Source organism: Mucilaginibacter sp. 22184 (genome assembly GCF_052045695.1).
In the GTDB taxonomy this organism is placed as follows: Bacteria; Bacteroidota; Bacteroidia; order Sphingobacteriales; family Sphingobacteriaceae; genus Mucilaginibacter.
The window spans coordinates 157,323-181,607 of sequence record NZ_JBQEPI010000009.1 but is presented as its reverse complement, the minus strand read 5'-3'; the positions used below and the strand labels follow the sequence as shown (position 1 = coordinate 181,607).

The following is a 24,285-nucleotide window of genomic DNA, read 5'->3' as shown; positions in this document are numbered from 1 at the left end:
GACAAGCGCAGCGATGTCGGGGTGAGTCGATACGTGTTTATTTAACCTTATATCCATACTATGAGAACCATAAAAACTTTAAGCATCGCCATCCTTGCAACGATATCCTCATTAGCACAAGCTCAAAAGGCCGAGCCTGTAAAGATCACCAAAGTATCAAAGGACAAAATAGATATATCCATCGGTGGTAAACCTTTCACCAGTTTCCTGTTTCCCGATACGCTGGAGAAACCCGTACTGTATCCCCTGTATACCGCTGGCGGCACCGTAGTAACCCGTGGTTTCCCGCTGGCGCCGCGCCCAGGTGATCCGGTTGATCATCCGCATCACATCGGCATCTGGTTTAATTTCGAAAACCTTAACGGGCTCGATTTCTGGAACAATTCCTACGCTATCCCTCAAAGCAAAAAGCACGCTTACGGCTGGATCCGCACGGATAAAATATTGGAAACCAAGAGTGGAAATACTGGTGTACTGAGCTACCACGCCAACTGGATAAATCAACAAAAGGAGGTGATCCTGGAAGAAATCACCCGCTTTGAATTTAGTGGCGATGATCATCAACGCATTATCGATCGCTACACTACGCTGACCGCCGATAAAGACGCCTTGTTTAAAGATGCCAAAGACGGCTTGCTGGGTTTGCGTTTTGCCCATGAACTGCAGATCCCCGATACCGCCGACCAAAAATATACCGACGATAAAGGCAATGTAACCGTTGTAAAAGGCGGCAAGGACCATATCGCCAACGGTACCTACCTCACCAGCGAAGGCAAAACAGGCAACGATGCCTGGAGCACGCGGGGTGTATGGTGCAAGGTTTACGGCAAGATGGGTACCGATTCGGTAAGCATAGCCATTATTGATCATCCTAAAAACGTAAACTACCCAACCTTCTGGCATGCCCGCGGCTATGGGCTGTTCGCGGCCAACCCCTTGGGCGAAAAGATTTTTACCAACGGCAAATCAGAAAAGAACCTGACCCTTAAAAAAGGCGAATCAGTAAGGTTCCGCTACCGCATCGTGATCAGCAATGGCGGGCAAACCATTAGCGCAGCAAAATTGAATGAACTGGCCGGGAGCTTTGGGAAGAATTAATATGGTGTAAAAGGAGGGCTGTCACCCTGAGCTCCGTCGAAGGGTAGGGCGCGGAGTCCCGCCCAGCATGCTTCGACTTGGCAGCATGACAGTCATCAAAAAAATAGGGGCCTTGTGCGATTCCTTCCTTGGGGAAGGGGAGGAAGGGGTTTATGGAATGGGGAAATCATCGCGCACAAAAAAAGCTATGCTATTATTTAAAACTTTTTAAATCATAAAAAGCCCATCAAAAATTTGCCGAAAATTGTTAAAACGAATGTTTCCGAATAAATTTTGAGTTTTTTCGGCCCCTTTTTTGTCGTTTTAGAGCAGAAAAATGTTAAAATAGAACTTTAAAAAGTTTTTGTACAAAGCCCCCGCTTAAGTGCTAAGGGCTTTGTGATATAATTTATTTTTTACTGACCAACGGTAAATGATTCCCAGCCCGAGGCTGTAGCCCGGTTGCAGGTCATGGCCTGGGTGCCATTTTCGCTGCTGATGAATTTGCCGTTATTGCCACGCAGGGTAACCTTGCCATCGGGCGTGGTTATCCAGTCGAATTTTTCCCAATCGCTGGCTGTTGCCCGGTTACAGGTAATGGCCATGGTACCATTTTCTGAGGATACAAATTTGGCCTTGCTGCGCAGGGAAATTTTGCCGCCGCCAGCATCAATCACGGTAAAATGCTCTGTATCACCGGCAGTGGTACGGGTACAGGTCATGGCTGTAGTGCCATTTTCGCCGCTTACATAGGCATTATTGAAACCTTTAAGGGAAATAACCGATCCGATTGGTGGATTTGAACCTGTTGGCGGCGTAGTGCTGCCACCCAGATTAAAGTGAGTATAAGAAGTAAAGCCTAAAAAGGTATTATCATTAGGCACACCCAGTGGGTCCTGCTGGTTACGTAATGACAGCATATTGGCGGTACCATAATGATAGTAAGCCACCTCAACACCCGGGAAAATAGGGCTGGAGGTGGAGCAATAGTTACAGCCGGTACTTTGGTTATAAGCGCTGCGCTCAAAATCGTACCCGGCGCTGATGCGGCTGGAAAGTGCGGTGTACAATGAGCCGTCGCCCTGCATATTAGCTATTTCGGCGGCATAGGTTAAGCCGGTTAACGAATACTGGTAATGCACGCAATCCTGGCGGTCGCAAAGCTCGGGCATGGTACCGTTGCTTTGTATCACCTGGGGTAAAACGGCGTTGATCGCGTCTTCACCTGCCTGGAAAACGCTGGCACTATTCAGGAAAACGCCGATGGCCATTTTAGCATAACCGGCAGATACATTCCAGTTGTTATTATAGGCAGGTACGTTGTTGATGTAGTTGTTTTTTACATTGTTCAGATAGTCGTTAAACTTGTTAATATCCGCGGTAGACCAATTGGCCGATACGCCATTGGGTTTGTAATAACGGATAATTTCGGCCGCGGCTACAAAGCTGGGTGTGGTCCAGGAGGCTTCCAGGGCAGGTTGGTTAGGATTGTCAGAGGCATCAATAGGGGCATAGTTCTGGAAGGTGTATGACCAACCGTTCAATATCGCGATACATTGGTTGGCGTAGGTAATATCGGCTGTTTTGGCAAAACGCAGGGCCAGCGCGTAAGCCAGTTCGGCATCCTTACGGATCTGACTTTTGGACGGGCTCGTATGCCCGTTCGATCCTACATAAACCGTAGCGTAAAATTGGGTGGGCAGGGCATTGTTGCTGATAAAATCAAGCACTTTTTGGTAAGCGGCCGTACGGGTGGCATCGCCACTGTTTACCTGCGAGGCGATCAGATCAAGATTGGCCTGGGTATTGATCACGCCGGGATGGATAAAAGTGGTTACCGCGCGCGGACTGGTTTGCGGTGCGGCATCGGGTGTATTGCTTTTAACAGTTGATTTTTTACACTGGCACAACAACGTGCACAGGGCAAACAGGCAGGCAAAAGCCAGCCAGTAGGTGGTTTTCTTTTTCATAGCTCAAGAAATTTGGTTTATAGGTTTGGTTAATTTATTTTTTTGATCTGTATATCTATGATGAACACCCTGATAAAGGTGTAGCAAAAGCACTCCGAAATGCCTTGCTTTTTATATAGCTATACCTGTAAAACAGCTGTATCATCAGCCGGATGTTAAAGCGGGATTTCTTGTCATTTTAAAATTGGTTTATGTTGTATAAAATTGGTTTTAGAAATGCGCAGGCAATAGCAACAAACTACCCGGAAGGTATTGCCAAAAGAAGTGGGTTTGTATAGTGTAGGTTAATTAGTGGTTTACCCAAATTTATTTATAAGCTTTTATAAAAAGCTTATTTTCAGGTATTTATTTACGATAACGTTTTCGTTGGGGTATATAAACAGGAGACATCGATCAAATCTTAGTAATCAATAGCATGACGCATAGTCGAGTCACCCGGTCTACGCTTCGCTGGACCACCCTCTCTCCGGCTTCGCCGCAAAGAGGGTAGGAAAAACCAACAAAAATCCCCTCTATGCGCGAAGCGGAGAGAGGGGTGACGAGCGCAGCGATGTCGGGGTGAGTCGATGCCATGCGTTTGAATCTTCCCACTGTCATATGATGGACCAATACTTTCGTTAGGGTATATTATGGAATATGTAAACACAACGCTGTATTATGAAAAAAGTGGGTTTACACTTTTTTCATTAAAATAAATTTAATTAATTGATTTTCAGGTATTTAATATGAAATTTACGCTGAAAAGTGTAAACCCATGTAAACCCACTTTTTGCTGTGTTTATGAAGATCGACCTACGTTAATAATGGCGGAATTATCTCTTGGTAAAAGCAATTTTAATCCCCATCAGCACAAAAGCTATCGCCGAAAATTTATTGAGCCAGGTGCCTATAAACGGGCTGTTTTTGAGTTTAACCGAGAATGATCCTGCAAAGAAAGTTAATACCAAAAGCCATAGCAAACCCATAACGGCATAGGTTGTCCCCAGGAAAATAAATGGCCGGGCATTATGAATATATGCGGGTTGTATAAATTGCGGGAAAAATGCCAGGAAAAAGATAGCCACCTTGGGATTGAGTACATTGGTGAAAACTGCTGAAACATAGGTTTTTCGGACTGAAACTAATGGTGTTTGTCCCTCCTGTTTGATCATGTTACCACCGGCGAATAATTTGGAGATACCCATGCCGATCAGATAGGCCGCTCCCGCGTACTTGATGATGCTGAAAGCCATAGCCGATTGTGCCAGGATGAGCGATAAGCCGAACGCGGCCAACGTAGTATGTACCAATACACCAGTGGTGATGCCCAGCGTAGCGTATATGCCGGCTTTGTGCCCCTGTGCAATGGATTTGTTCAAAATAAAAACCGTGTCTATACCCGGCGAAATGATAAACAAAAAGGAGGCGACAATAAAAGTAGCGTAATTAATGATACCCATATTTTCAAAGATAGCGATTCGGAGAGAGTTGCGGCAGGGGGTAAGTATTTTGTGAATGATTTGTGTCTGTTAACAGATATTAGTAACATAGTAAAATCAAAACCATAAATTGCCAAAGAGTGGTTTTAGCCAATTTTGAATAGCCTGAAATTGTACCTATTATGAGAAAAGCAATCCTGATCATCGCTGGTCTTTTATTTTATCAAAGTGTATCGGCACAAAATGAAACAAAGCACGACTTAAAATTTGATACCCTGGCCAGGCAATGGGACGAGGCTATTCCGCTGGGTAATGGCATGCTGGGCGCGTTGATATGGCAGAAGGGCGATCATTTACGATTCTCGCTCGATAGGGCCGACCTTTGGGACCTGCGCCCGATGAAGGGCCTGCACCGCAAAGAATTTAGCTATCAGTGGGTAATTAATCAGGTAGATAAAAAGGACTATGCACCGGTACAAAAGTACCTGGATGAACCTTATGATCATGAACCGGCTCCTTCCAAAATTCCTGGCGGCGCGTTGGAGTTTGATACTAAGGACTGGGGTAAAGTAAAGTCGGTTAATCTGCACCTGTCCAATGCATTGTGTACCGTTAAATGGGCCAACGGTATCGTACTGAAAACCTTTGTACACGCCACAGCGCCGGTAGGCTGGTTCAGGTTTGAGAATATCAAAACCGGGCTTGGGCCTAAACTGATAGCTCCCAAATACCAGGGTGCAATAAAAGTATCTGGCGACCCGGTTGGCGGTGATGACCTGTCGCGCCTGGGTTATCCGGCCGGAACCATCAGTCAGCAAGGCAATAGTATTACCTATAAACAAAAGGGTTGGGGCGGTTTTACTTACCAGATCAACGTAAGCTGGCATAAGGTAAATGCAAACACTATAGAAGGTGTGTGGACTATCTCCTCACAATATCCCGCTAAAAAGATCAACCCCACAGCTGCCGCAGTATCGGCGAAGGCCTTAAAACGGGGACTTCAGACTGATTTCGACTCGCATGAAAACTGGTGGGATAATTTCTGGAGCAAATCGGCCATTCATATACCGGACGCGTTGTTGGAGAAACAGTGGTACCTGGAGCAATACAAATTTGGTTCGGCATCACGGGTAGGTGCCCCGCCAATCTCGCTGCAAGCGGTATGGACGGCAGATAACGGTCGCCTGCCACCCTGGAAAGGCGATTTTCACCACGATTTGAATACGCAGCTTAGCTATTGGCCCAGCTACAGCGCTAACCACCTGGATGAGGGCATGGCTTACCTGAACCATCTGGATGCCAATAAAACCAATTACCAACGGTATACCAAAATGTATTTTGGTAAAAGCGGATTGGCCGTACCGGGCGTTACAACCATGAACGGTACAGAAATGGGCGGATGGATACAATACTCGCTTTCGCCAACGGTATCTTCCTGGCTGGGACAGCATTACTATTTGCAATGGCGCTATAGCATGGATAAAAACTTTTTGCGTATCCGGGCCTATCCATGGATAAAATCAACCGCCCAATTTATCGAAAGTCTGACGGTTTTAGATAGCAAAGGCCATCGTAAATTGCCTATCAGCTCAAGTCCCGAGATCAATGATAACGACATTACCGCCTGGTTTCATCAAAACACCAATTACGATCTGGCATTGATGAAATTTACTTTTAAAGCCGCGGCCGAGCTGGCTACCGAATTGGATCAAAAAGCCGAAGCAGCGCACTGGCAAAAGATATATGATGAGTTTGATGACTTCGCGGTAACGCCGGCTAATGAATTGATGTTTGCACCTTCCATGGCTTATAATCAATCGCACAGGCATTTTTCCAACATGTTGTGTATCTATCCGCTGGGTTTGCTGAAATGGGAGGATGGCGAAATGGCGCAATCGGTTATTAAAAACTCCATCCATTTGCTGGATAGTGTGGGGCCTGCTTACTGGTGTGGTTACTCTTATTCGTGGCTGGCCAATATGAAGGCCCGTGCAAAAGATGGCCTGGGCGCTGCTAAAGACCTCACTATTTTTGCCAAAGCGTTTTGCTCCATCAATAGTTTCCACCTAAATGGCGATCAAACGAAATCGGGTTATTCCAAGTTTCAATATCGCCCTTTTACTTTGGAGGGTAACTTCGCCTTTGCTTCGGGGTTGCAGGAAATGCTGCTGCAAAGTTATGCGGGTTTTATCGAGATAACACCGGCTATACCGGCTACGTGGAAAAACCTTTCCTTTGAAAATTTGCGGGCCGAAGGGGCCTTCCTGGTCAGCGTAAAAAAGGAAAATGGCCAAATTGATGAAGTGAAGATTGTATCTGAAAAAGGTGGGAAAACCAAATTGAAACTCCCGTTCAAAACATGGTTTGCTCAAAGTCAAACGGATGTTGAAATAGGCACCCTTAAAGATGGCCTTATTGATCTTGACTTTAAACCCGGCGCGGTGCTTGTGTTAAAAAATGGATATGAATGATAGCTCCTTATTAAACTACATAGTTTAAATTTTTTCGGCAAAAGCAATTGATCAGTTTGATGGTTTATAAATACAAATTTTAACTTTATCTAAGCCTTATCCGTATACCTTTTATAAATGCTATCAAATGTTTAGCTTATGCCTTTGCCCTTATGCTTATATCTTGCTAAATCAATAAAATGGGGATACTTAGTTCCCCTATTCATTTGTATTCTGTTTTTATCTGCGTGTGAGCAAGTAGCTACAAAAAATAATAATCATCCCGCACTTGCCGATTCTATTATCGACAAAGCCAATACTTTACTTAATAGCGGTCAACTGGAGCGTTCTGTTAATTATCTCGATTCGGCATACAACGTTTTTTTTGATCCCGGAATCCCTGACCTGTGGAAAAAATATAATCAAAAGGCTAATTATTATTTATACTACGACAAAAACCTGGTAAAGGAAAAATTATATGCCGATAGTATGATGTTGATACTGAAAGGTAAGGAACTGCAATACAAAGCCGAATATGCTGGTGCCGTATTTGCCAAAGGCGATGTATTGATGGTTGAAAAAAAATACGCCGAGGCCTTTAAATGTTATTATGATGGTAAGCTCTTCGCTCAAAAAAACCTGGATAGTTGCAGCTATTGCCAGATCACTTATCAATTAGGAATGGTAAGATATAGTCAAGGCAATTACTTAAGAGCTATCCCTTACTTTAAGCAGGCATTCGCTGAAAACAGTCATTGTAAAGCTGGCGCAGGCTTTAGTAACTTATTTATTTACCCGCAATCGCACCTCAATACGATAGCGCTGTGTTTTGAACAGGCAAATATGCGCGATAGCGCTGTTTATTACTACAAACGCGCGTTAACCTTTATTGACCGTAATGCCGGGCGCTTTCCGGATAAAAAACAGTTTGCAGAAATGGCCCGGGCGGTTGTGTACGGTAATTTGGGTGGCACCTATGCTCTGATGAATAATTATACGGAAGCAGAAAAATATCTGCAGGAAAGCATTCATATCAATAACAGGCCCGGGTATGCTATGGAAGACGCGCAAACAGCGCAGCTAAAACTGGCTGGTTTGTACATAAAGTTTTCGCGGTTTACGGCTGCCGATTCTTTATTGGGACAAATTGAGCGGGATTTGCTTGCCGGGCGCGGGAAAAGCCAGAGCAATGCTGATAATCGGCTGAAATGGAAAAAACTAAAATGGAACTATTACGATAAAACTCAACAGGTTGCACTGGCATACCAGTATGTTCAGCAATATGATAAAATGCGCGATTCGTTGGATGAGGTTAGTAAGGGTTTAAAGATCGCCGATATAGATCAGGGATTTAAGAATATCGAACAGCAATACCGGTTAACTTTATTAAGCAAAAACGATCAGTTAAAAACCACTTACCTGGTTGCAATCATTGTTTTTGCGGTGATGACGATCATTATTTTACTATTGGTATGGTATAACCTGAAGCGTTACCGCAATAGTGTGAATGAACTTACCAAGCTGAACCAGAAGATCAGCGAATATAATACGCAGATGCAAAAAACGCTTACCGCGCTGGAGCAAAGCCAGGAAGATAATACCCGTATGATGAAAATGGTGGCACATGACCTGCGTAACCCCGTAGGTGCCATGATGACCGTTGCTACCATGATGCTGGATAACAGACATAGGCCCGGTGATGATCATACCATGTTGGAATTGATCAAGACTTCCGGAAAAAATTCGCTGAACCTGATTGATGATCTTTTACAAATTCACACTCGGGTCGAAGAATTGAAAATGGAGCCTGTTGATATGTTTACGCTACTCCATTATTGTGTAGAACTTTTACATTTTAAAGCAGAAGCAAAGGGGCAGCAGATCCTGTTAACTGCTGATCATCTCACCATTAGCATTAACCGTGAAAAAATGTGGCGGGTAATCAGTAACCTGATAGCCAATGCCATTAAGTTCAGCCCAAGCGGTGCTGTTGTCAATGTGCAGATGATCGGCAAGGAAGATAGCGTATTGATAACTATTGAAGATCATGGTATAGGTATACCCAAAGAAATGCATGATAAGATATTCGATATGTTCACCGAAGCCAAAAGGCCAGGAACAGCCGGTGAACAACCCTTTGGCATGGGACTGGCCATCTCTAAACAGATAGTGGAAGCTCATGGAGGGCATATCTGGTTTGAAAGCAAGCAAAACAACGGAACATTTTTCTACGTAGAGTTACCCTTGAATAATTGAAGCATTTCACGAAGTGAGAAGCTGCGTAAGCTAATAAATTAGGCATTTTCTTCTGAACACCTAATTACTACTAACTGATCTAAAGAACGATTGAAGAAATTGTAGTATTGACCGAAAACATGAACTTTTTTATCGTTAAGAAGCATCATCAATCCGCTTATCCGGGCTATCTTCTTTCTTCTTAGGTTGTTTGTAAACGCCCGTGCTTTTACCAAAGTGATAAGTAAAGCTTAGCGTAGCTCTTGAACCCAGTGTACGGCGCTGAAAATCCAGGAGCAAAGCATCGCTGCTTCTTAAAAATGCCCATTTACGGCTGTTGAAAATATCAACGCTATTAAAACTCAAAGAAGCCTGATTGCCCGGGAAATCGTATTTGGCGCCTACATCAAGGCCAAATGCCGGGCGGTTCCTGTCCTGGATAATAAAATCAGCAGCGCGATAATCTGCCCTGATCTGCATGGCCAGGCTTTTTGCAATAGCTATGTTATTGGTGATGTTGGCATTCCAGCTTAAGCCACTGTTTGCCGTTATTCCAAATTGGGGGGCAGCATCATTCTGCCGCTCAAAAATGTTGGCATTGGCGGTAAAATCCCAGGCTTTGATCAAATCAAAATGCCCAATCAGCTCCAGGCCTGTGGTTGTAGAATGTTTTAAATTTTGAGCTGTGGTGATGATCAATCCGTTAACTGGTGCGCTCTCAATGTGTTTAATGACATTATTAAGCCGGCTATAGTAAAAGCTCGAGGTAAATGAAATGTTTTTCCAGTTTTTATTGTACCCCAGTTCCAGGGAATTAATGCTCTCGGGTATCAAATGCGGATTGCCTGTTTCATAATTTGTTGGATCAGAGAAATCTGTGGATGGATTAAGCTCTCTTGGCGTAGGCCTGGTTACTCTGTTGGTAAAGCTAAACCGCAACTGCTGGTCGGCTTTCAATTTTTGCGTTAAAAATACACTGGGATACAAACCTTTACTGGGCACCCGGATAGGTGTGCTGTATAACGAGTTGTTGGGGTCATACGCGGTGTAGGTAGCGTTTAGGTGAGAATCCTCCGCTCTTAACCCTATTTCATAGTTAAAGTTTCGGATTTGATCCTGGTAATTTAAATAGAGGGCATGAATCTGTTTATTGCTGCTGAAAAGGTTGGTATAAGTATAGAAAGGAGAGGAAACCCCATTGCTTAGATCATAAGCATATTGATTATTGTTGCCCAGGCTGATCTGGCTACGGTAACCGGCAGATATTTGCCCTGTTTTACCTGTAGGCAGTATGTAATCGGCCTGTATATTATAATTATTACCATTGTTCCATAAATCGCTTTCTAAGGGATTAGGATCCGGAGGTACTGGCCCCCGTGGGCTTATAATGCTTGAATGGTTTTGATAAACCTGGAGATTGCGGGAGGTGCCATGAGCATAAGAAAAGTTGAAAGTCAATTCCTCTTTAGGTTTTTTAAAGTGCTGGCTGTAATCCAGGTCCAGCTCATCGCTTTTTCCATTACTGGTGGTGGTATTATTTTGATGATTTAACTGAATGGGTGTGTTGTTTGCATCCAAATTATTGATTTCTAATAATTCATCACGGTGGGTATCGCGCAGATTGAGGTTAGCCGAAACACTCAGGATGCTTTTGGGTGTAAATGAATAATCAATGCCCGCCTTTACATTTTGTATCTTGTTATGCGTGGTAGAAGGGAAGGTTTCATTAGAGTAAACCGTTGCATCTGTTGGCTGTAAAAAGGTGAGATACTGAAAACCATTACTATAGGTATCTCCATCGCGCAAGCTGTAATTTCCGTAAACATTTACTTTGCCTGTTTGGTAACTTAAGCTCCCGCTGCCATTATAATTATTGCGGGTACCAGCGGAGGCAGTCACAGAACCATTGAAACCTGCTTTACTATTCTTTTTTAAAATGATATTGATAATTCCCTGGCCCTCGGCATCATATTTAGCAGATGGATTGGCAATTACTTCCACGTTTTCGATGGAACTGGCCGGGATAGATTGAAGGATTTGTGTAACGTCGCCACCGGCAATGAGCGATGGTTTGCCATCAACCAATACCTTTACCCCGGTTGATCCCCGCAGGTTAACATTGCCATTCGCGTCAATCTGAAGTGTGGGCACATTCTGTAACAGATCGGCAGCGGTGCCACCCTGGCTTACCAGACTTTGGTTTACAGCGAAAACTTTTTTCCCGTCTTTGTTTTGCAGGGTTGGTTTTTTGGCTGTAATGGTTACCTCATTTAATACTTTGTTGGGCGATGAACTCATTTGAATTTCACCCACGTTTAAGGTATTAACCGAAGTATTGATAATAATATTCTCTTTAACAACAGGGTTATAGCCTAAATAACTTAGCCTGAGCGTAAATGTACCCGGAGGTAAATTGCCCATCACAAAACTCCCGCTGATATCTGTTTGCGTTGCCAAAATATTAGTTTTAGTTGTGGAGTTTATTAAAGCCACAGTGGCAAAAGAGATGGCTTCATGAGTTTGGGCATCCTTTACCAGGCCAATTATCCTTCCATTGTTTTGAGCATATAGATTATTACAAATGCCCGAAAGCACGAGTATGGTTATTACTAATTTGAACTTAAACAGGTTCATCTGGATGAAATTTTAATAAATGGAAAGTAAATGGACTCTATGGCGTTGGTAGGTGATAAAATCGATCGTGTCCTGGTCTTATGTTGCTGCGCTCACTAATTGCCATAGAGCCCGGATATTAATCGGTCACTACTAACCATGTGAATGGTTAGTAGGTATAGGTATGATCATAAATATTGGCGCCTGTAATGCTGATGCTTTCATCATCAACTTGTACTTTCCCATCCTCTTCTGCTTTAACACTGATGGTATAAGCAGGAAGTAACGTGGCATTTGCAAAATGTAAGTTAACAACTGGTGAATATAAAGGCACGGTTGATTCTATCGTTATGGTAGTTGGTTTACCCTGTGGAAAATCAAGCGCATTAAATTTGAGAAGGGTTTGGTTTTGTTGCTCAGCACCATTTATTTTCCAAAGGGTTTTAGTTTTATTTGTAGGATCGGCAGCTTCTACTCCGTTAAATACCAGGTTTATTAAGCCCTGATTACCCGTAGACGCGATTCCTGCAACCGTTATAGTAAATTTTAGTGTATGACCATTTGTAGGCGGAGGAGTAACTTTGTTACTTCCACTTTTGCCGCACGAAACCATCATAGCATATATTGCAAATACAAATACGCCACGAAAAGTTGATACAAGAACCTTTTTCATTTGGATAGATTTTTAATTGGTTGATAATAGATAAGTTCTGGTTCTGCTTATGGGATTATTTTACCGGAATAAATACCGATCGCTTTTCCCAGTTTAATAAAACCCCTTTTGGAGTGATCTTATAAATCAGCATTTCCTGGTCATCTGGTAAGGTGGTTGTTTTTACATCAACGCGGAGCTGATCTTTGGTTTCATCATATTTGAACGCACCCCACTGATTGGGTACTTTATTGAAAACAGCTATCCATTTGTCTTTCTCTTTGGGTACCAGGAAAAAACCATATTTACCAGCAGGCAGTTGTTTATGCGCTATTTTGATGTCTTTGTCGATTTCAAATGTGGTGGCTTCATTAGCACCAGCACGCCAAACCGTATCATAAGGAACTAAACCACCCCAGATCTTTCTTCCCTTTACCGAGGGGCTGCTGTAATGAATAGTAATGGTAGCCTCACCAATTTTTCCGGTTACCGATTCGGCCGGGCTTACCCTTGGTTTAGGGACTTGCGCATGAGCCGGGGCCGATAGAATTACTGCGATTAAAAGCAGATAAATGTTTTTAAATGTTTTCATGACTTTGATTTTTGATAATCAAAGCTGCCTTTTGCAAATTACCTTCACGAATCTTTTCGACCCGCCCGGTTTTATTTCGAATGAAAAAGGTTGTTTATTCGACAACCGGGGTTTTAACGTCTTTTTGGTGAACCATCTAAATTTTAAGGGTAATCGCAGAGAATAATACCCAAACGATGTAAAACTGTATCTTAAAATATAAAAGGCTGATATTTTTGAATATGAAATTAAAAAAGCCCGGCACTACACTGCTTCAACTGCTCATTTGGGTTGCGGTATTATTGTTGATCTTTTTTTCAGCATTACCAATGGACGGCCCCCGGAAGTCTGTAATATCTACCATCATCAGCACGCTTTCCTACGCAATTATCATTTATGGAAATATCCTGTTCTTGTACCCCATATTTTATCAAAAAAGGAAATTTGTATGGTACGGCGTCCTGGTGGTACTCCTTCTTGTGGTTGTCGGGATGTTGCGGGGTTATATCTCCATCATAGTTTATCAATATTTCTCCATCATAAAACCAGTTCACATCAGCTTTTGGAGATTGCTATATTATGTCCCAAGCGGAATCCTGATCTATATTCTCAGTCTTATTTTTCGCATTTCCATTGCTTATTTTACTTTAAAACAGCAAACAGAAGAGATCATGTTGCAAAAAAGCCAGGCTGAGCTCAATTTGCTTAAATCGCAGGTACAGCCTCATTTTTTGTTTAATACACTGAATAATATTTACTACAAGGTTTACAAAGTTGATCCCCCATCGGCCAATCTGATAGAGCGCTTATCTGATATCATGCGTTATTTTGTAGATGAAAGCCCAAAGGATGTGGTACCCTTATCAACAGAAGTGGCGTTTATTGAAAACTATATGGCGCTGGAAAGAATTCGTATCCGATACGGTGTTATTATCAATTTTGAGAAGGCATATCAGGCAGAACTACGTATTCCTCCGATGTTACTGATGACCTTTGTGGAAAATATATTTAAGCATGGGATAAATAAGTCAAGTAAGCAAAACCAAATAGATATCTCGCTGGTGCAAAAGGGTGGGTACTTGCTATTCAGTACAAGTAACCGATGGTTCAATTCAACGGTGCCGACTAATACAAACGGATTTGGAATTTCCAATCTATCAAAAAGATTATCGATGCTTTATGGCTCAAATTTTGAGTTGACTACCCAGAAAAATGGGGAACTATACCTTGCCTTTTTAAAAATACCACTTTTATGAGTTTGAGCTGCATAATTATTGATGATGAACCAGATGCAGTTGACCTGTTGGAGTTGTTGATAAAACAAAGCACAGAATGGCAGCTAAAAGTCAAGTGTTATGATGCCCTGGAGGCATTGGCTTTTTTGAAGAAGAATCGGGTAGATTTTATTTTTTTAGATATTAACATGCCTCAGCTTACGGGTATGGAGCTGGCCGCTTTATTACCATCCCAAACTAAAATCGTTTTTACTACAGCCTATTCTGAGTATGCTGCAGAGAGCTATAGTTTTCAAACGATAGACTATCTTCTAAAACCTATTACGCTAAAGCGTTTTCTATCATCAGTACAAAAAATAGAGTCTTATTTTTTGAAACGCGAACCGGCAACGCTTGCAAATGCTGAATCGGACGGTGATTATTTTTTTGTAAAATCGGGTAAAGCATTTAGGAAAATATCACTAAAGGATATTCTGTATTTTGAAGGAGAAAAAGACTACATAAGATTAGTTACCGCACAGGAGCAGTTACTCATTTATCGTAGGTTAAAAGATATTGAACAACAGCTTTTGCAGCCATTTGTAAGGGTGCATAATTCCTATATTATCAATACAGAACAACTGGTTAAAATAGAAGATAACCATATTTTCATTGGCGAAAAGCGCCTCCCTGTGAGTGAAAAATTCAGGAACAGTTTTATGGAGATCATTGAAAAACGGAAATTTTAATTCCCCCGTAAACAAAAGGTCTTGAAATTTCCGTCTCAAAACCCATTTGGTCCGGATAGCTTATAGCAAAGAATTATAACCCGAAAGAAGCAGTAAACATTTTCTATAATCCTAAGAAGATTTTAACTGTTTGGTTCACGCATTTTTGACATAAAAAAAGGAAACAACCCGAAAGTGTTGTTTCCTTAAGCAGCGGGAAGCAGGATCGAACTGCCGATCTTAGGGTTATAGCTCACCTTGTCGTTTCCCTTTTTTGATTATGAGCTTAATTTCTTTATGGGTTTATTAATTTAGTTTTTTACCATGCGGCTACCGTAAACGGGCCCTGCACTGTTATCTTTTTTAGGCAGTAGCTTAACGGTTACTTTTTGCTTGCCTTTAGTAAGTTCAATAGGAATGGTATAGTTGATATCATAAAAACGGCTTTCCTTATATTGATTCAGATTCTCGGAAACAAGCTTGACATTGTCAACCAGAATGTCAAAGGTCCGACCCCGGTTGTCCATTCCCCAGTAAGTATTGATCAGGGTATTTTGGGTATTGGCGTCAACTTTCATCTCGTATTGAAGATAACCGCCGTTTTCGGTCGACCGCCATTTTTTCTGATGATCTTCACCGGTAGTAACATTTTCACCGCTGAAATTATGATCGCGTTCCGGCTGCATTTCGCCTATGCGTAAAATATCGGTAGTGCGGGCTTCCAGTTCCCGCTGTTTTTTCTTTTGCTCTTCATAGGTCTTTTGCTGAACGACCCATCCTTCAGGCGTAAATACATCCCAGTAAACAGAATAATATTCGTTTTTGGTTTGATTAAAAGGGATCAAGGTAATTTCTTCAGGTTTTGAAATGTTTACCGTACGGAAGCTTAACTGTTTTTTATCAACCATTTGCAACCATTGGTCAGGGTTCGTTTTGCTGGTTACAAAAACAGGTACACCTTTCAACGGATCAGGCTCAGTATTGCCCAAAACGCCGGCCAGTAGCACCGGACCGTAAAAAACGGCACGCCTGTTAGCGTTATCGGGCATAGATTCGGTATAAAGTTTTTCGGGTACTGTAAGTTTAATTTTATCGTTATTGTTCCATTTACGGTTTAAAACAAAATAGCCTTGCGCATCGGGACTGAGTTGCTGCTGTTTGCCATTGATGCTGATGCTTGCATTACTGCTCCATTTGGGTTTACGGATGCGGATGGCCATGATAAACGACTTTTGGGTATTAACAGTAAAAGTGATCAGATCATCGTTAGGGAAATTGCTTTCCTGTTTCACTGATAAGCCTTTATCTTTCCAATTTAGCACCGATGGAATAAACAAGTTAACATAAAGACTACCATCGGTCCCCATGAAGTAAATACTTTCGTTATATTTTACATGGTTTTCCATACCCGAGCCCACACAGCAGGTAAAATCATCAAATGGGGTGCTGTAGTGTTTTGTTCCACCCATTCTAAGCGGTACAAAATAACACATCATACCATCCTTATGGTTTTGCGAAGCAAGGATGTGGTTATATAAAGCCTTCTCATAATAATCCATCAAGGCGGCAGATGGCGCAACCGCAAATAAATGACGGGTAAGTTTGAGCATATTATAAGTATTACAGGTTTCGGTTGTATTGTCTGTCAGCTTATCGTTGAGCTTGTCAGGTTCGCTAAGGTACTCATAGTTGCTGTTTCCACCAGTGGCATAGGAGTGATGGCCCGTAACCGTTTCCCAAAAGAAATCGGCAATGGTCTGGTCTTTTTTATCGCCAGTAAGCTCGTACCGCCTGGCGCTGGCAATTATTTTAGGAATCTGGGTATTAGAGTGCTTGCCCGGTAAAACATCCTGTTTTTGAGCCAGCGGATCTAAGATTCGATTATCATAAAATTTGTATGACAGATCAAGATATTTCTGGTTGCCGCTGATAGCATATAAATTGGCAAGGGTTTCAGCCATGCCGCCGTATTCGCATTGCAGCATCTCTTGCAACTTTTCGTCGTCTAGGTTTTTAATGGTTTCGGCTGTCCAATCGGCCATGCCCTGGCATATCTTAAGCGCTTGGATATTATGACCATATAAATAAGCATCTAAGAGTCCTGCCATAATTTTATGAACAGTGTACCAGGGCGACCAGCCCCCGTTTAAATCAAAGCCCCGGGAACGGATATCGCCTTTGGCAACTTCGGCCCATATCGTGTCTTCTTTCGGGATAGCGCCAACGTAGCCTGTTTTACGTGCGGTTTGGCACTCGTTAAGTTCGGTAACAATATAGTTTACCCGCTTTAAAAACTGAGGGTCACACGTCGACGCGTAATGCATAGAAATGGCTGACAAGTAATGCCCCAAGGTGTGGCCTGCCAAACCTGATGACTCCCAGCCCTCGTACAGTTTACCCTTAGGTTTTAAACCGGAATGGGAGCGAAATCCGGATAATAAACGATCCGGCTTAATAGATAACAGGTATGCGGCATCTGCCTGCATCGCTTGTTTAAAAGAGCTTTCCAGCAGTTGAACATCTTTTAAATCGAACGAATAGGCTTGTATCGCTATGACGGGTTTTATTTTTATCCGGCTATCCTTCCACTCAGGCACATATGATTGAGCCTTTGCACTTATGGCTGCCGTAAAGCAAATGGTAAGAGATAACCCCCATTTCATTAATAAAGCGTTATATTTCGTGTAATTATAACAATTAATCATAGGAAGTAAAGTTACCCGGATATCATGAAAAGCAGTAGGTGATATTTTGCTCTTGATAGCCGGATTTTGACCAGTTTGGGATACTATACTGTTAGTTAAGGGGGCTGTTTAATGTAAATACGGTATTTAATGTAGGAGCTCGTCTTGGAATTTTATTTTAATTGAAATATTTTAATTTTCATATGAATTCATTTAAATGATGATAATATTCGACTGGTTGTGGTGAATTTTTGCTAAAAAATTAGCTGTTGGGGTGAATATTTTTACATGATCTGAGGAATCAGACGTAATGGATAATTTTTTAACCCCAAAAATTAATTTATGAAGCTAAAACGATTACTCAAAAGGCTTATTTTGCTCTTTTTTGGCATTTTTGTGTTTGGTTACCATGCCAGTGCACAAATAATTACATTAAAAGGGAAAGTGTCAGACGAAAAGGGCCTGTCTATACCAGGCGCGTCTGTTAAAATAAAAGGTACGCGTAATGGTACCATCACCAATACCCAAGGTACGTTTACTATTGATTGTAATGGACCTGTTATTCTCAGCGTATCTGCTATTGGTTATACCGCGAAGGAAGTTAAGGTAAGCAATACCAATAACGTTAATATTATTTTAGCCGAAGACAACAAAACACTCAGCGAGGTAGTGGTTACCGCGTTGGGTATTAAGCGCGACAAAAAAGTGTTAACCTACAGTAGCCAGGAAATTAAAGGCTCAGACCTGGTGCAGGGTAAAGACCCAAACCTGGTTAATGATATAGCCGGTAAAGTATCCGGTGTACAGATCACCAGTTCATCAGGCAGCCCCGGTAGTTCAACCCGTATAGTTGTTCGTGGTGCATCATCGTTTTACGGGCCTAATGATGCTTTAATGGTTGTTGACGGTATCCCGATCGATAACAGTGAAACCGGAAACCTCAATTCAGGGCCCGGTTCCAGCAGGATAGCCGACATTGACCCTTCCATAATTGAAAATATCAACGTGTTAAAAGGTGCCGCGGCCACGGCTTTATATGGTTCTTTGGGTGCAAACGGTGTTATTATCATTACTACCAAAACGGGCTCAACCAATAAAAAGCCGACCATTAATTTCACTTCTGATTTTTCCTTTGAAAACCCGCTGCTGCCGCAAATTCAAAGCAAATATGCCCAGGGTACAAATGGTGTTTATTATAATGGTGATGATATGAAAACCAGCACCTCCTGGGGCCCATTGATGGATACCTTAAAAATAAATGGTCAGCCGGCAAAAAAATACAATCAGTCTGATCTGTTTTTTAAAACCGGTCACACTTATAATAATGTGTTTAGTGTAAACGGTGGCGGGGCCGCTTCTAACTACTATATATCTTATTCCAATTTTAATCAGCAGGGTACGGTGCCTACTACTAAGTTTCTGCGAAACTCGGTGTTTGCCAAATACAGCGCTCAGGTGCTTCCAAATTTAACTACAACATTTCAGTTAAATTATACCAACTCGCAAAATAACCGCTTGCCCGAAGGTTATGCTTTAGAGAGCCCTGTATGGACTATTTTTACAGCCCCGATATCATACAACCTGCTGCCTTATAAAAATGCTGACGGCACGCAACGCTTGTATCGTTATTCCAGAAACAATCCTTACTGGGTATTGGATAATATTTCTAATAAATCAGGCGTAAACCGTTTTTTGCCAACTTTTACAGCCGATTATAAACCATTAAGATGGTTATCCGTAACTGAAAGATTTGGCGCTGATGTGTATGCCGAACAGGATAGATACCATGAAGCTGCCCAGTCAGTATCTAACCCTACGGGGCGTATTGTAGTTAACAATACCAATTTTAGGCAATTTAATAACGACTTGATGGTAAGCGCTAATCATCAGTTTGGTGATTTTAATATTGACGGCGTTATCGGGAGCAATATTTATTCTCAATATACAGAAACTGCTTATGCCAATGGTGTCGGGCTTTCAGTAGCCGATCTGGATAATATCAGTTCGGCCTCAACGGTTACTTTTATTGAAAACCAATATAATATCCGGAAGATTGGCTTTTACGTACAATCCAATGTTGAGTATAAAAAATTCCTGATCCTGTCACTAACCGGCAGGTATGACGGAAGCTCTGTACTATCAACAGCGCATAATTTTTACCCTTATGGGTCTGTAGCAACCAGCTTTATATTCTCTGAGTTTTTCTCCAAAGAATTTCAGGATATCATGAACCTGGGCAAATTCAGAATATCCTATGCTACGGTTGGCGGCAGTAATGTGGCTCCTTATTCACTTACTACCCCGTATATTTCTCAAAGTAAAGATTACATTATTCGTAACATTTCGTTCCCTTACAACGGCCAGGCAGGATTTTTACTGAGTCCTACGCTGGGTAACCCTAATTTAAAAAATGAACGGATAAATGAATTTGAGGCAGGGTTTGAAACCGGTTTTTTTAATAACAGGATAAGTTTAGAAGCTTCTTATTTTGCTAAAAAAACGGTAAATGGCTTAATTCCCGGTGTGAGTATTGCACCATCAACAGGTTATGACGGTACTACTGTAAACACCGGGATAATGCAAAACCGGGGTATTGAACTATTATTGAACGTGGTGCCGGTAAAAACAAAGGACTTTACCTGGAACATGACCATCAACTACAGCCGTATCCGGAATAAGGTTCTGGCAATCGATGGCGATCTGCAACAGATCGGAAACGGCTTTACCACAATTATTGTAGGTCAGCCTTACGGAACCATATATGGTACACGCTATGCACGCACCGCACAGGGGCAGTTACGTATTGATGCCAGTGGATTACCTTATGCCGATGCCGATCAGGGTATTATAGGTAATATTAACCCTGATTGGACGGGCGGAATTGCCAATAATATCAGGTATAAGCAGTTTAATTTCAGTTTCTTCTTTGACGTTAAAAAAGGCGGCGATATTCAGAACAATGTAGATGGGTACGGATATTTTTACGGAACACCTAAAGTAACCGAAAATAGGGGGCTAAGGGTGGTTCCGGGAGTGAGCGATGCAACAGGACAAGCTAATACCATTGCTGTTGACGGACAGACCTATTACCAGCGTATAAACGGCGTAACTGAGTCTGTGATACAGGATGGAACCTATATTAAATTAAGAAATGTAAGCCTCGGTTATACTGTAAAACCATCATGGTTGAGGGGTGGCCCTTTCAAAGCCGTTAATTTTAGCGTAACCGGTCGTAACCTCTGGATACACGCGCCACACTTTACTGGCGGCGACCCCGAAGTAAGTTCGTTCGGTTCATCAAATGGTTCGCAAGGCATTTATTCCTTTTCTGTACCCACATCCAGGTCCGTCGATTTTAGCATGAAGCTTGCCCTTTAATCATCATTTATCAATTAAAAAATGTCATGAAAAAAATATCAATGATTTTAATGTCATATATCCTGATGAGTGTTTCAGGTTGTAAAAAATATATTGACGTAAATACAAACCCCAATCAGCCCCTTGATGTAGCTGAAGCCCAGATACTTGCCCCAGTTGAAGTAGCACTGTCATCAAAACTATATGCAGGCAACGTAGCTGTAATTGTACAGGAATATATGCAGGTGGCGGCGCTAAATCAGGTTGCGCCTAATGCCGGCACCTATTTAATGTATAATACCGACATGAATGATGACTGGAGGACGCTTTATGTGAACTGCTTAAATAACCTGGTAACGCTAAATGTAAAGGCCATTGCTGACGGAAAAACAAACTATGCCGGCATTGCCAAGATCCTGACAGCCTATTGCCTGGGCACCGGAACAGATCTGTGGGGTGATATTCCGTACTCGCAGGCTTTTAAAGGAACTGCTAATTTTACACCCGTATATGATACCCAAAAAGATATTTATACTACTATACAAAACCTGCTGGATGCTGGTATTGCCGACATTGCCAAAAACGGCACTATAACTCCGGGAGGAGATGATTTCTTTTATGCCGGTGATATGATTAAATGGAAAAAGCTTGCTTATACCTTAAAAGCTCGCTATTATATGCATTTGACTAAAGCACCTGGGTATACCGCCGCCACACAGGCGCAGTTGGCACTTACAGCGCTTCAAAACGGAATGCAATCAAATGATGATGATTTTAAAATGGCCTACGGCGGCGCTGCCGGTGCAGAAAATCCGTGGCAACAGAATTTTATATCAGCCAGCACTATTGTAATGGCCAATACCGCGGTTAATGGTTTTAAAACACGTAATGATCCGCGTTTAACCATTATGGTTGCCCCTGCAACTGCAACAGGTTTATACACCGGTCTGGGGCAAGGTTTAACCACTATTGGTCAGTTGGAAGATTACTCGCGTCCCGGTAGTTTTTATGGAGCTGCCGGAGCAACTAATTATGTAGTAAACTACTCAGAAGCATTATTTATAAAGGCCGAGGCCACTCTCATTACATCTGGTTATTCAAGTGCACAATCTATTTATCAAAGCGCGGTTTTATCGCACATGACCAAGCTTGGGGTAAGTACAGCCAATGCTAATACCTACCTTGCTTCAAGAGCATTAACCAGCAGCAATGCGGAGCAGCTTATTATAGAGGAAAAAGGCATCGCAAATTTTCTTTCGCTCGAAAACTTTACCGATTACAGACGTACAGGCTACCCGGTTTTACCTGCTGTGCCAAATGCACTCTCTACTGTTCCGAGAAGGGTATTATATCCTCAAACCGAAATTATTTCGAACCCTCAGCCACAACAGTCGGCAAAATTGACTGACAGGCTTTGGTGGGATGTTCAATAAGTAGCCATTATTTGGGTGGAATTAATATTCAAATTTTACTTCATTTTATAACTTAATTAAATAACCGTGCAAGCTTTTTACAAAAAAATTTATGCCCTTTTTATGGGGGGATATTTAATTATCTGTGTGTTTTCGGGCAATATCAAAGCACAAACTACTTCGATCAATAATCTTTATGAACAAACCAGCGAAATAGCTGGCCGGATCATTCAGTATGGTGAGGATATCAACGCTATCAGGAATTTTTATTCGCCCTATAATATAAATAAACATGGTGAGGATCAATATAGAACGAAAGTGCTCAATTCGCCTGAACAACGTAAGCGATTAATTGAAGTTAATAATGACTATTTAAAAGAGCTTGATCAAATCCAGTTTTCAACCCTGAGCATTTATGGTAAGGTTGATTATATTCTACTCAAAAAGAAGATAAACTTTGAGCTGAGTGATTTAAAAAAGGAAGAAGAGCAATATAACCAGATCACCAAATACATATCCTTTGCTAATGAGATTTATAGTCTTGAACAAAAGCGTCGCCGGGGGGCGTTTGTTGACGGCGAAAAAGTTGCCGCAGATCTTAATAATATATTAAAAGAACTAAAAACAGATTCGGCAGCATTTAAAAAGATCTCAAGCCTGGATATGCCCATCGCCAAATTAACCCGTAATGCGTTGCTGGGTTTAAAGGGGAGGTTGAAAGGTGTTTATGATTTTTATAATGGTTACGATCCCATATTTACCTGGTGGGTGCCGGTACCCTACGAAGCCCTGGATAAAGCTTTGACAAAATACAGTGATCTGGTTATTCGCAAAGGCAAGATTAATACTACACAAAAAAGTGATAGCAGCGGTATAAAAGGTGTTCCTATTGGCAGGCAGGCATTGGTAGATCAATTACAAGCCGAGATGATACCGTACACTCCTGAAGAGCTTATTCAGCTTGCTAATAAGGAGTTTGCCTGGTGCGATAAGGAAATGCTGAAAGCATCGCAGGAAATGGGTTATGGCAACGACTGGAAAAAAGCACTCGAAAAAGTAAAGAACAGCTACGTGCCTATAGGCCATCAGCCTGAACTGATTGTAAAACTATATAACGATGCCATCAGCTTTATTAAAGAACGCGACCTGATAACGATACCGCCACTTGCTGAAGAAACCTGGGGAATGGTGATGATGTCGCCGGAAAGACAGATGGTTAATCCTTTTTTTACAGGAGGCAAGGAGATCAGCATTTCATATCCTACCAATACCATGGAGGAGGAGGACAAGTTGATGAGCATGCGGGGCAACAATCCTTATTTTTCAAGAGGCACTGTACAGCACGAGCTTATACCCGGGCATAACCTGCAATATTTTATGAACAGCCGTTACAAGGCATACCGCCAGGATTTTACTACGCCCTTTGCGGTAGAGGGATGGGCGCTATACTGGGAGTTGCTGCTGTATGATAAAGGTTTCGCAAAAACACCCGAAGAACGGGTAGGTATGTTGTTTTGGCGTATGCACCGTTGTGCCCGGATTATATTTTCACTTAACTATCATTTAGGTAACTGGACCCCGCAGCAATGTGTGAATTTTTTGATTGACCGGGTAGGGCACGAAAAAGCAAATGCCGAAGGTGAGGTAAGAAGATCGTTTGAAGGCGGATATAGTCCGCTGTACCAGGTGGCTTACCTGCTTGGTGGTTTGCAGATTATGGAGTTAAAGAAAGAAATGGTTGATAGTGGCAAAATGACCTATAAAAAGTTTCATGATGCGGTGATGAAGGAAAACCTGATCCCAATTGAAATGGTAAGGGCCACCTTAGCCAACCAGGCCTTAACCAAAGATTTTACCACCAGTTGGAAATTTTACGATTTTGGAAAATAATTACTGCTATATCT

The 24,285-nt window shown here is 42.1% G+C and carries 14 protein-coding genes; 8 read left to right on the top strand and 6 right to left on the bottom strand.

Translation table 11 applies throughout. The features are described from left to right. The first annotated feature begins 60 nt into the window (after nt 1–60). Nucleotides 61–1,098: a PmoA family protein gene (locus ACTJKG_RS20590; protein WP_440740296.1), complete on the top strand. Its 1,038-nt coding sequence runs from the start codon at nt 61–63 to the stop codon at nt 1,096–1,098. 395 nt (nt 1,099–1,493) lie between these two features. Here ACTJKG_RS20590 and ACTJKG_RS20585 read toward each other — a convergent pair whose 3' ends face one another. Together ACTJKG_RS20585 and ACTJKG_RS20580 are read right to left on the bottom strand one after the other, a co-directional pair. After that, a complete protein-coding gene (locus tag ACTJKG_RS20585; protein WP_440740295.1) occupies nt 1,494–3,047 on the bottom strand; it encodes an alginate lyase family protein in 1,554 nt (517 codons plus the stop codon). 812 nt (nt 3,048–3,859) lie between these two features. Next, nucleotides 3,860–4,486, bottom strand: a complete 627-nt coding sequence (locus ACTJKG_RS20580; protein WP_440740294.1) for a LysE family translocator — start codon at nt 4,484–4,486, stop codon at nt 3,860–3,862. A gap of 161 nt (nt 4,487–4,647) precedes the next feature. Between ACTJKG_RS20580 and ACTJKG_RS20575 the strand changes: the two genes are divergently transcribed. Both ACTJKG_RS20575 and ACTJKG_RS20570 read left to right on the top strand, forming a co-directional pair. Then, a complete protein-coding gene (locus ACTJKG_RS20575) occupies nt 4,648–6,936 on the top strand; it encodes a glycosyl hydrolase family 95 catalytic domain-containing protein (RefSeq protein WP_440740293.1) in 2,289 nt (762 codons plus the stop codon). 138 nt (nt 6,937–7,074) lie between these two features. Further along, a complete protein-coding gene (locus ACTJKG_RS20570; RefSeq protein WP_440740292.1) occupies nt 7,075–9,171 on the top strand; it encodes a tetratricopeptide repeat-containing sensor histidine kinase in 2,097 nt (698 codons plus the stop codon). Nucleotides 9,172–9,306: 135 nt separating this feature from the next. Here the strand turns inward: ACTJKG_RS20570 and ACTJKG_RS20565 are convergent, their stop codons facing one another. From ACTJKG_RS20565 to ACTJKG_RS20555, 3 genes are all read right to left on the bottom strand, one after another. Next, nucleotides 9,307–11,784 (bottom strand): TonB-dependent receptor domain-containing protein, encoded by a 2,478-nt coding sequence (locus ACTJKG_RS20565; RefSeq protein ID WP_172337572.1) that lies wholly within the window; start codon nt 11,782–11,784, stop codon nt 9,307–9,309. A 148-nt stretch (nt 11,785–11,932) separates the two neighbouring features. Next, entirely contained in the window at nt 11,933–12,436 is a 504-nt protein-coding gene (locus ACTJKG_RS20560; RefSeq protein WP_172337571.1) for a hypothetical protein, read from the bottom strand. A gap of 55 nt (nt 12,437–12,491) precedes the next feature. Continuing rightward, complete coding sequence (locus ACTJKG_RS20555) at nt 12,492–13,007, bottom strand: DUF2911 domain-containing protein (RefSeq protein ID WP_172337570.1); 516 nt, start codon at nt 13,005–13,007, stop codon at nt 12,492–12,494. Between the two features lie 221 nt (nt 13,008–13,228). Between ACTJKG_RS20555 and ACTJKG_RS20550 the strand changes: the two genes are divergently transcribed. Next, nucleotides 13,229–14,242, top strand: coding sequence for a sensor histidine kinase (locus tag ACTJKG_RS20550; RefSeq protein WP_172337569.1), 1,014 nt, complete (start codon nt 13,229–13,231; stop codon nt 14,240–14,242). Continuing rightward, entirely contained in the window at nt 14,239–14,949 is a 711-nt protein-coding gene (locus ACTJKG_RS20545) for a LytR/AlgR family response regulator transcription factor (protein ID WP_440740291.1), read from the top strand. The genes ACTJKG_RS20550 and ACTJKG_RS20545 overlap by 4 nt, the downstream gene beginning before the upstream one ends. 290 nt (nt 14,950–15,239) lie before the next feature. Here the strand turns inward: ACTJKG_RS20545 and ACTJKG_RS20540 are convergent, their stop codons facing one another. Further along, nucleotides 15,240–17,591 (bottom strand): beta-L-arabinofuranosidase domain-containing protein, encoded by a 2,352-nt coding sequence (locus ACTJKG_RS20540; protein WP_440740290.1) that lies wholly within the window; start codon nt 17,589–17,591, stop codon nt 15,240–15,242. Nucleotides 17,592–17,954: 363 nt separating this feature from the next. Between ACTJKG_RS20540 and ACTJKG_RS20535 the strand changes: the two genes are divergently transcribed. The 3 genes from ACTJKG_RS20535 to ACTJKG_RS20525 all read left to right on the top strand — a co-directional run bounded on the left by ACTJKG_RS20535 (nt 17,955) and on the right by ACTJKG_RS20525 (nt 24,271). Beyond that, complete coding sequence (locus tag ACTJKG_RS20535; RefSeq protein ID WP_440740289.1) at nt 17,955–20,990, top strand: SusC/RagA family TonB-linked outer membrane protein; 3,036 nt, start codon at nt 17,955–17,957, stop codon at nt 20,988–20,990. A gap of 26 nt (nt 20,991–21,016) precedes the next feature. Next, entirely contained in the window at nt 21,017–22,402 is a 1,386-nt protein-coding gene (locus ACTJKG_RS20530) for a SusD/RagB family nutrient-binding outer membrane lipoprotein (protein ID WP_172337565.1), read from the top strand. A 102-nt stretch (nt 22,403–22,504) separates the two neighbouring features. Then, complete coding sequence (locus ACTJKG_RS20525) at nt 22,505–24,271, top strand: DUF885 family protein (protein ID WP_172337564.1); 1,767 nt, start codon at nt 22,505–22,507, stop codon at nt 24,269–24,271. The last annotated feature ends 14 nt before the right edge of the window (nt 24,272–24,285 follow it).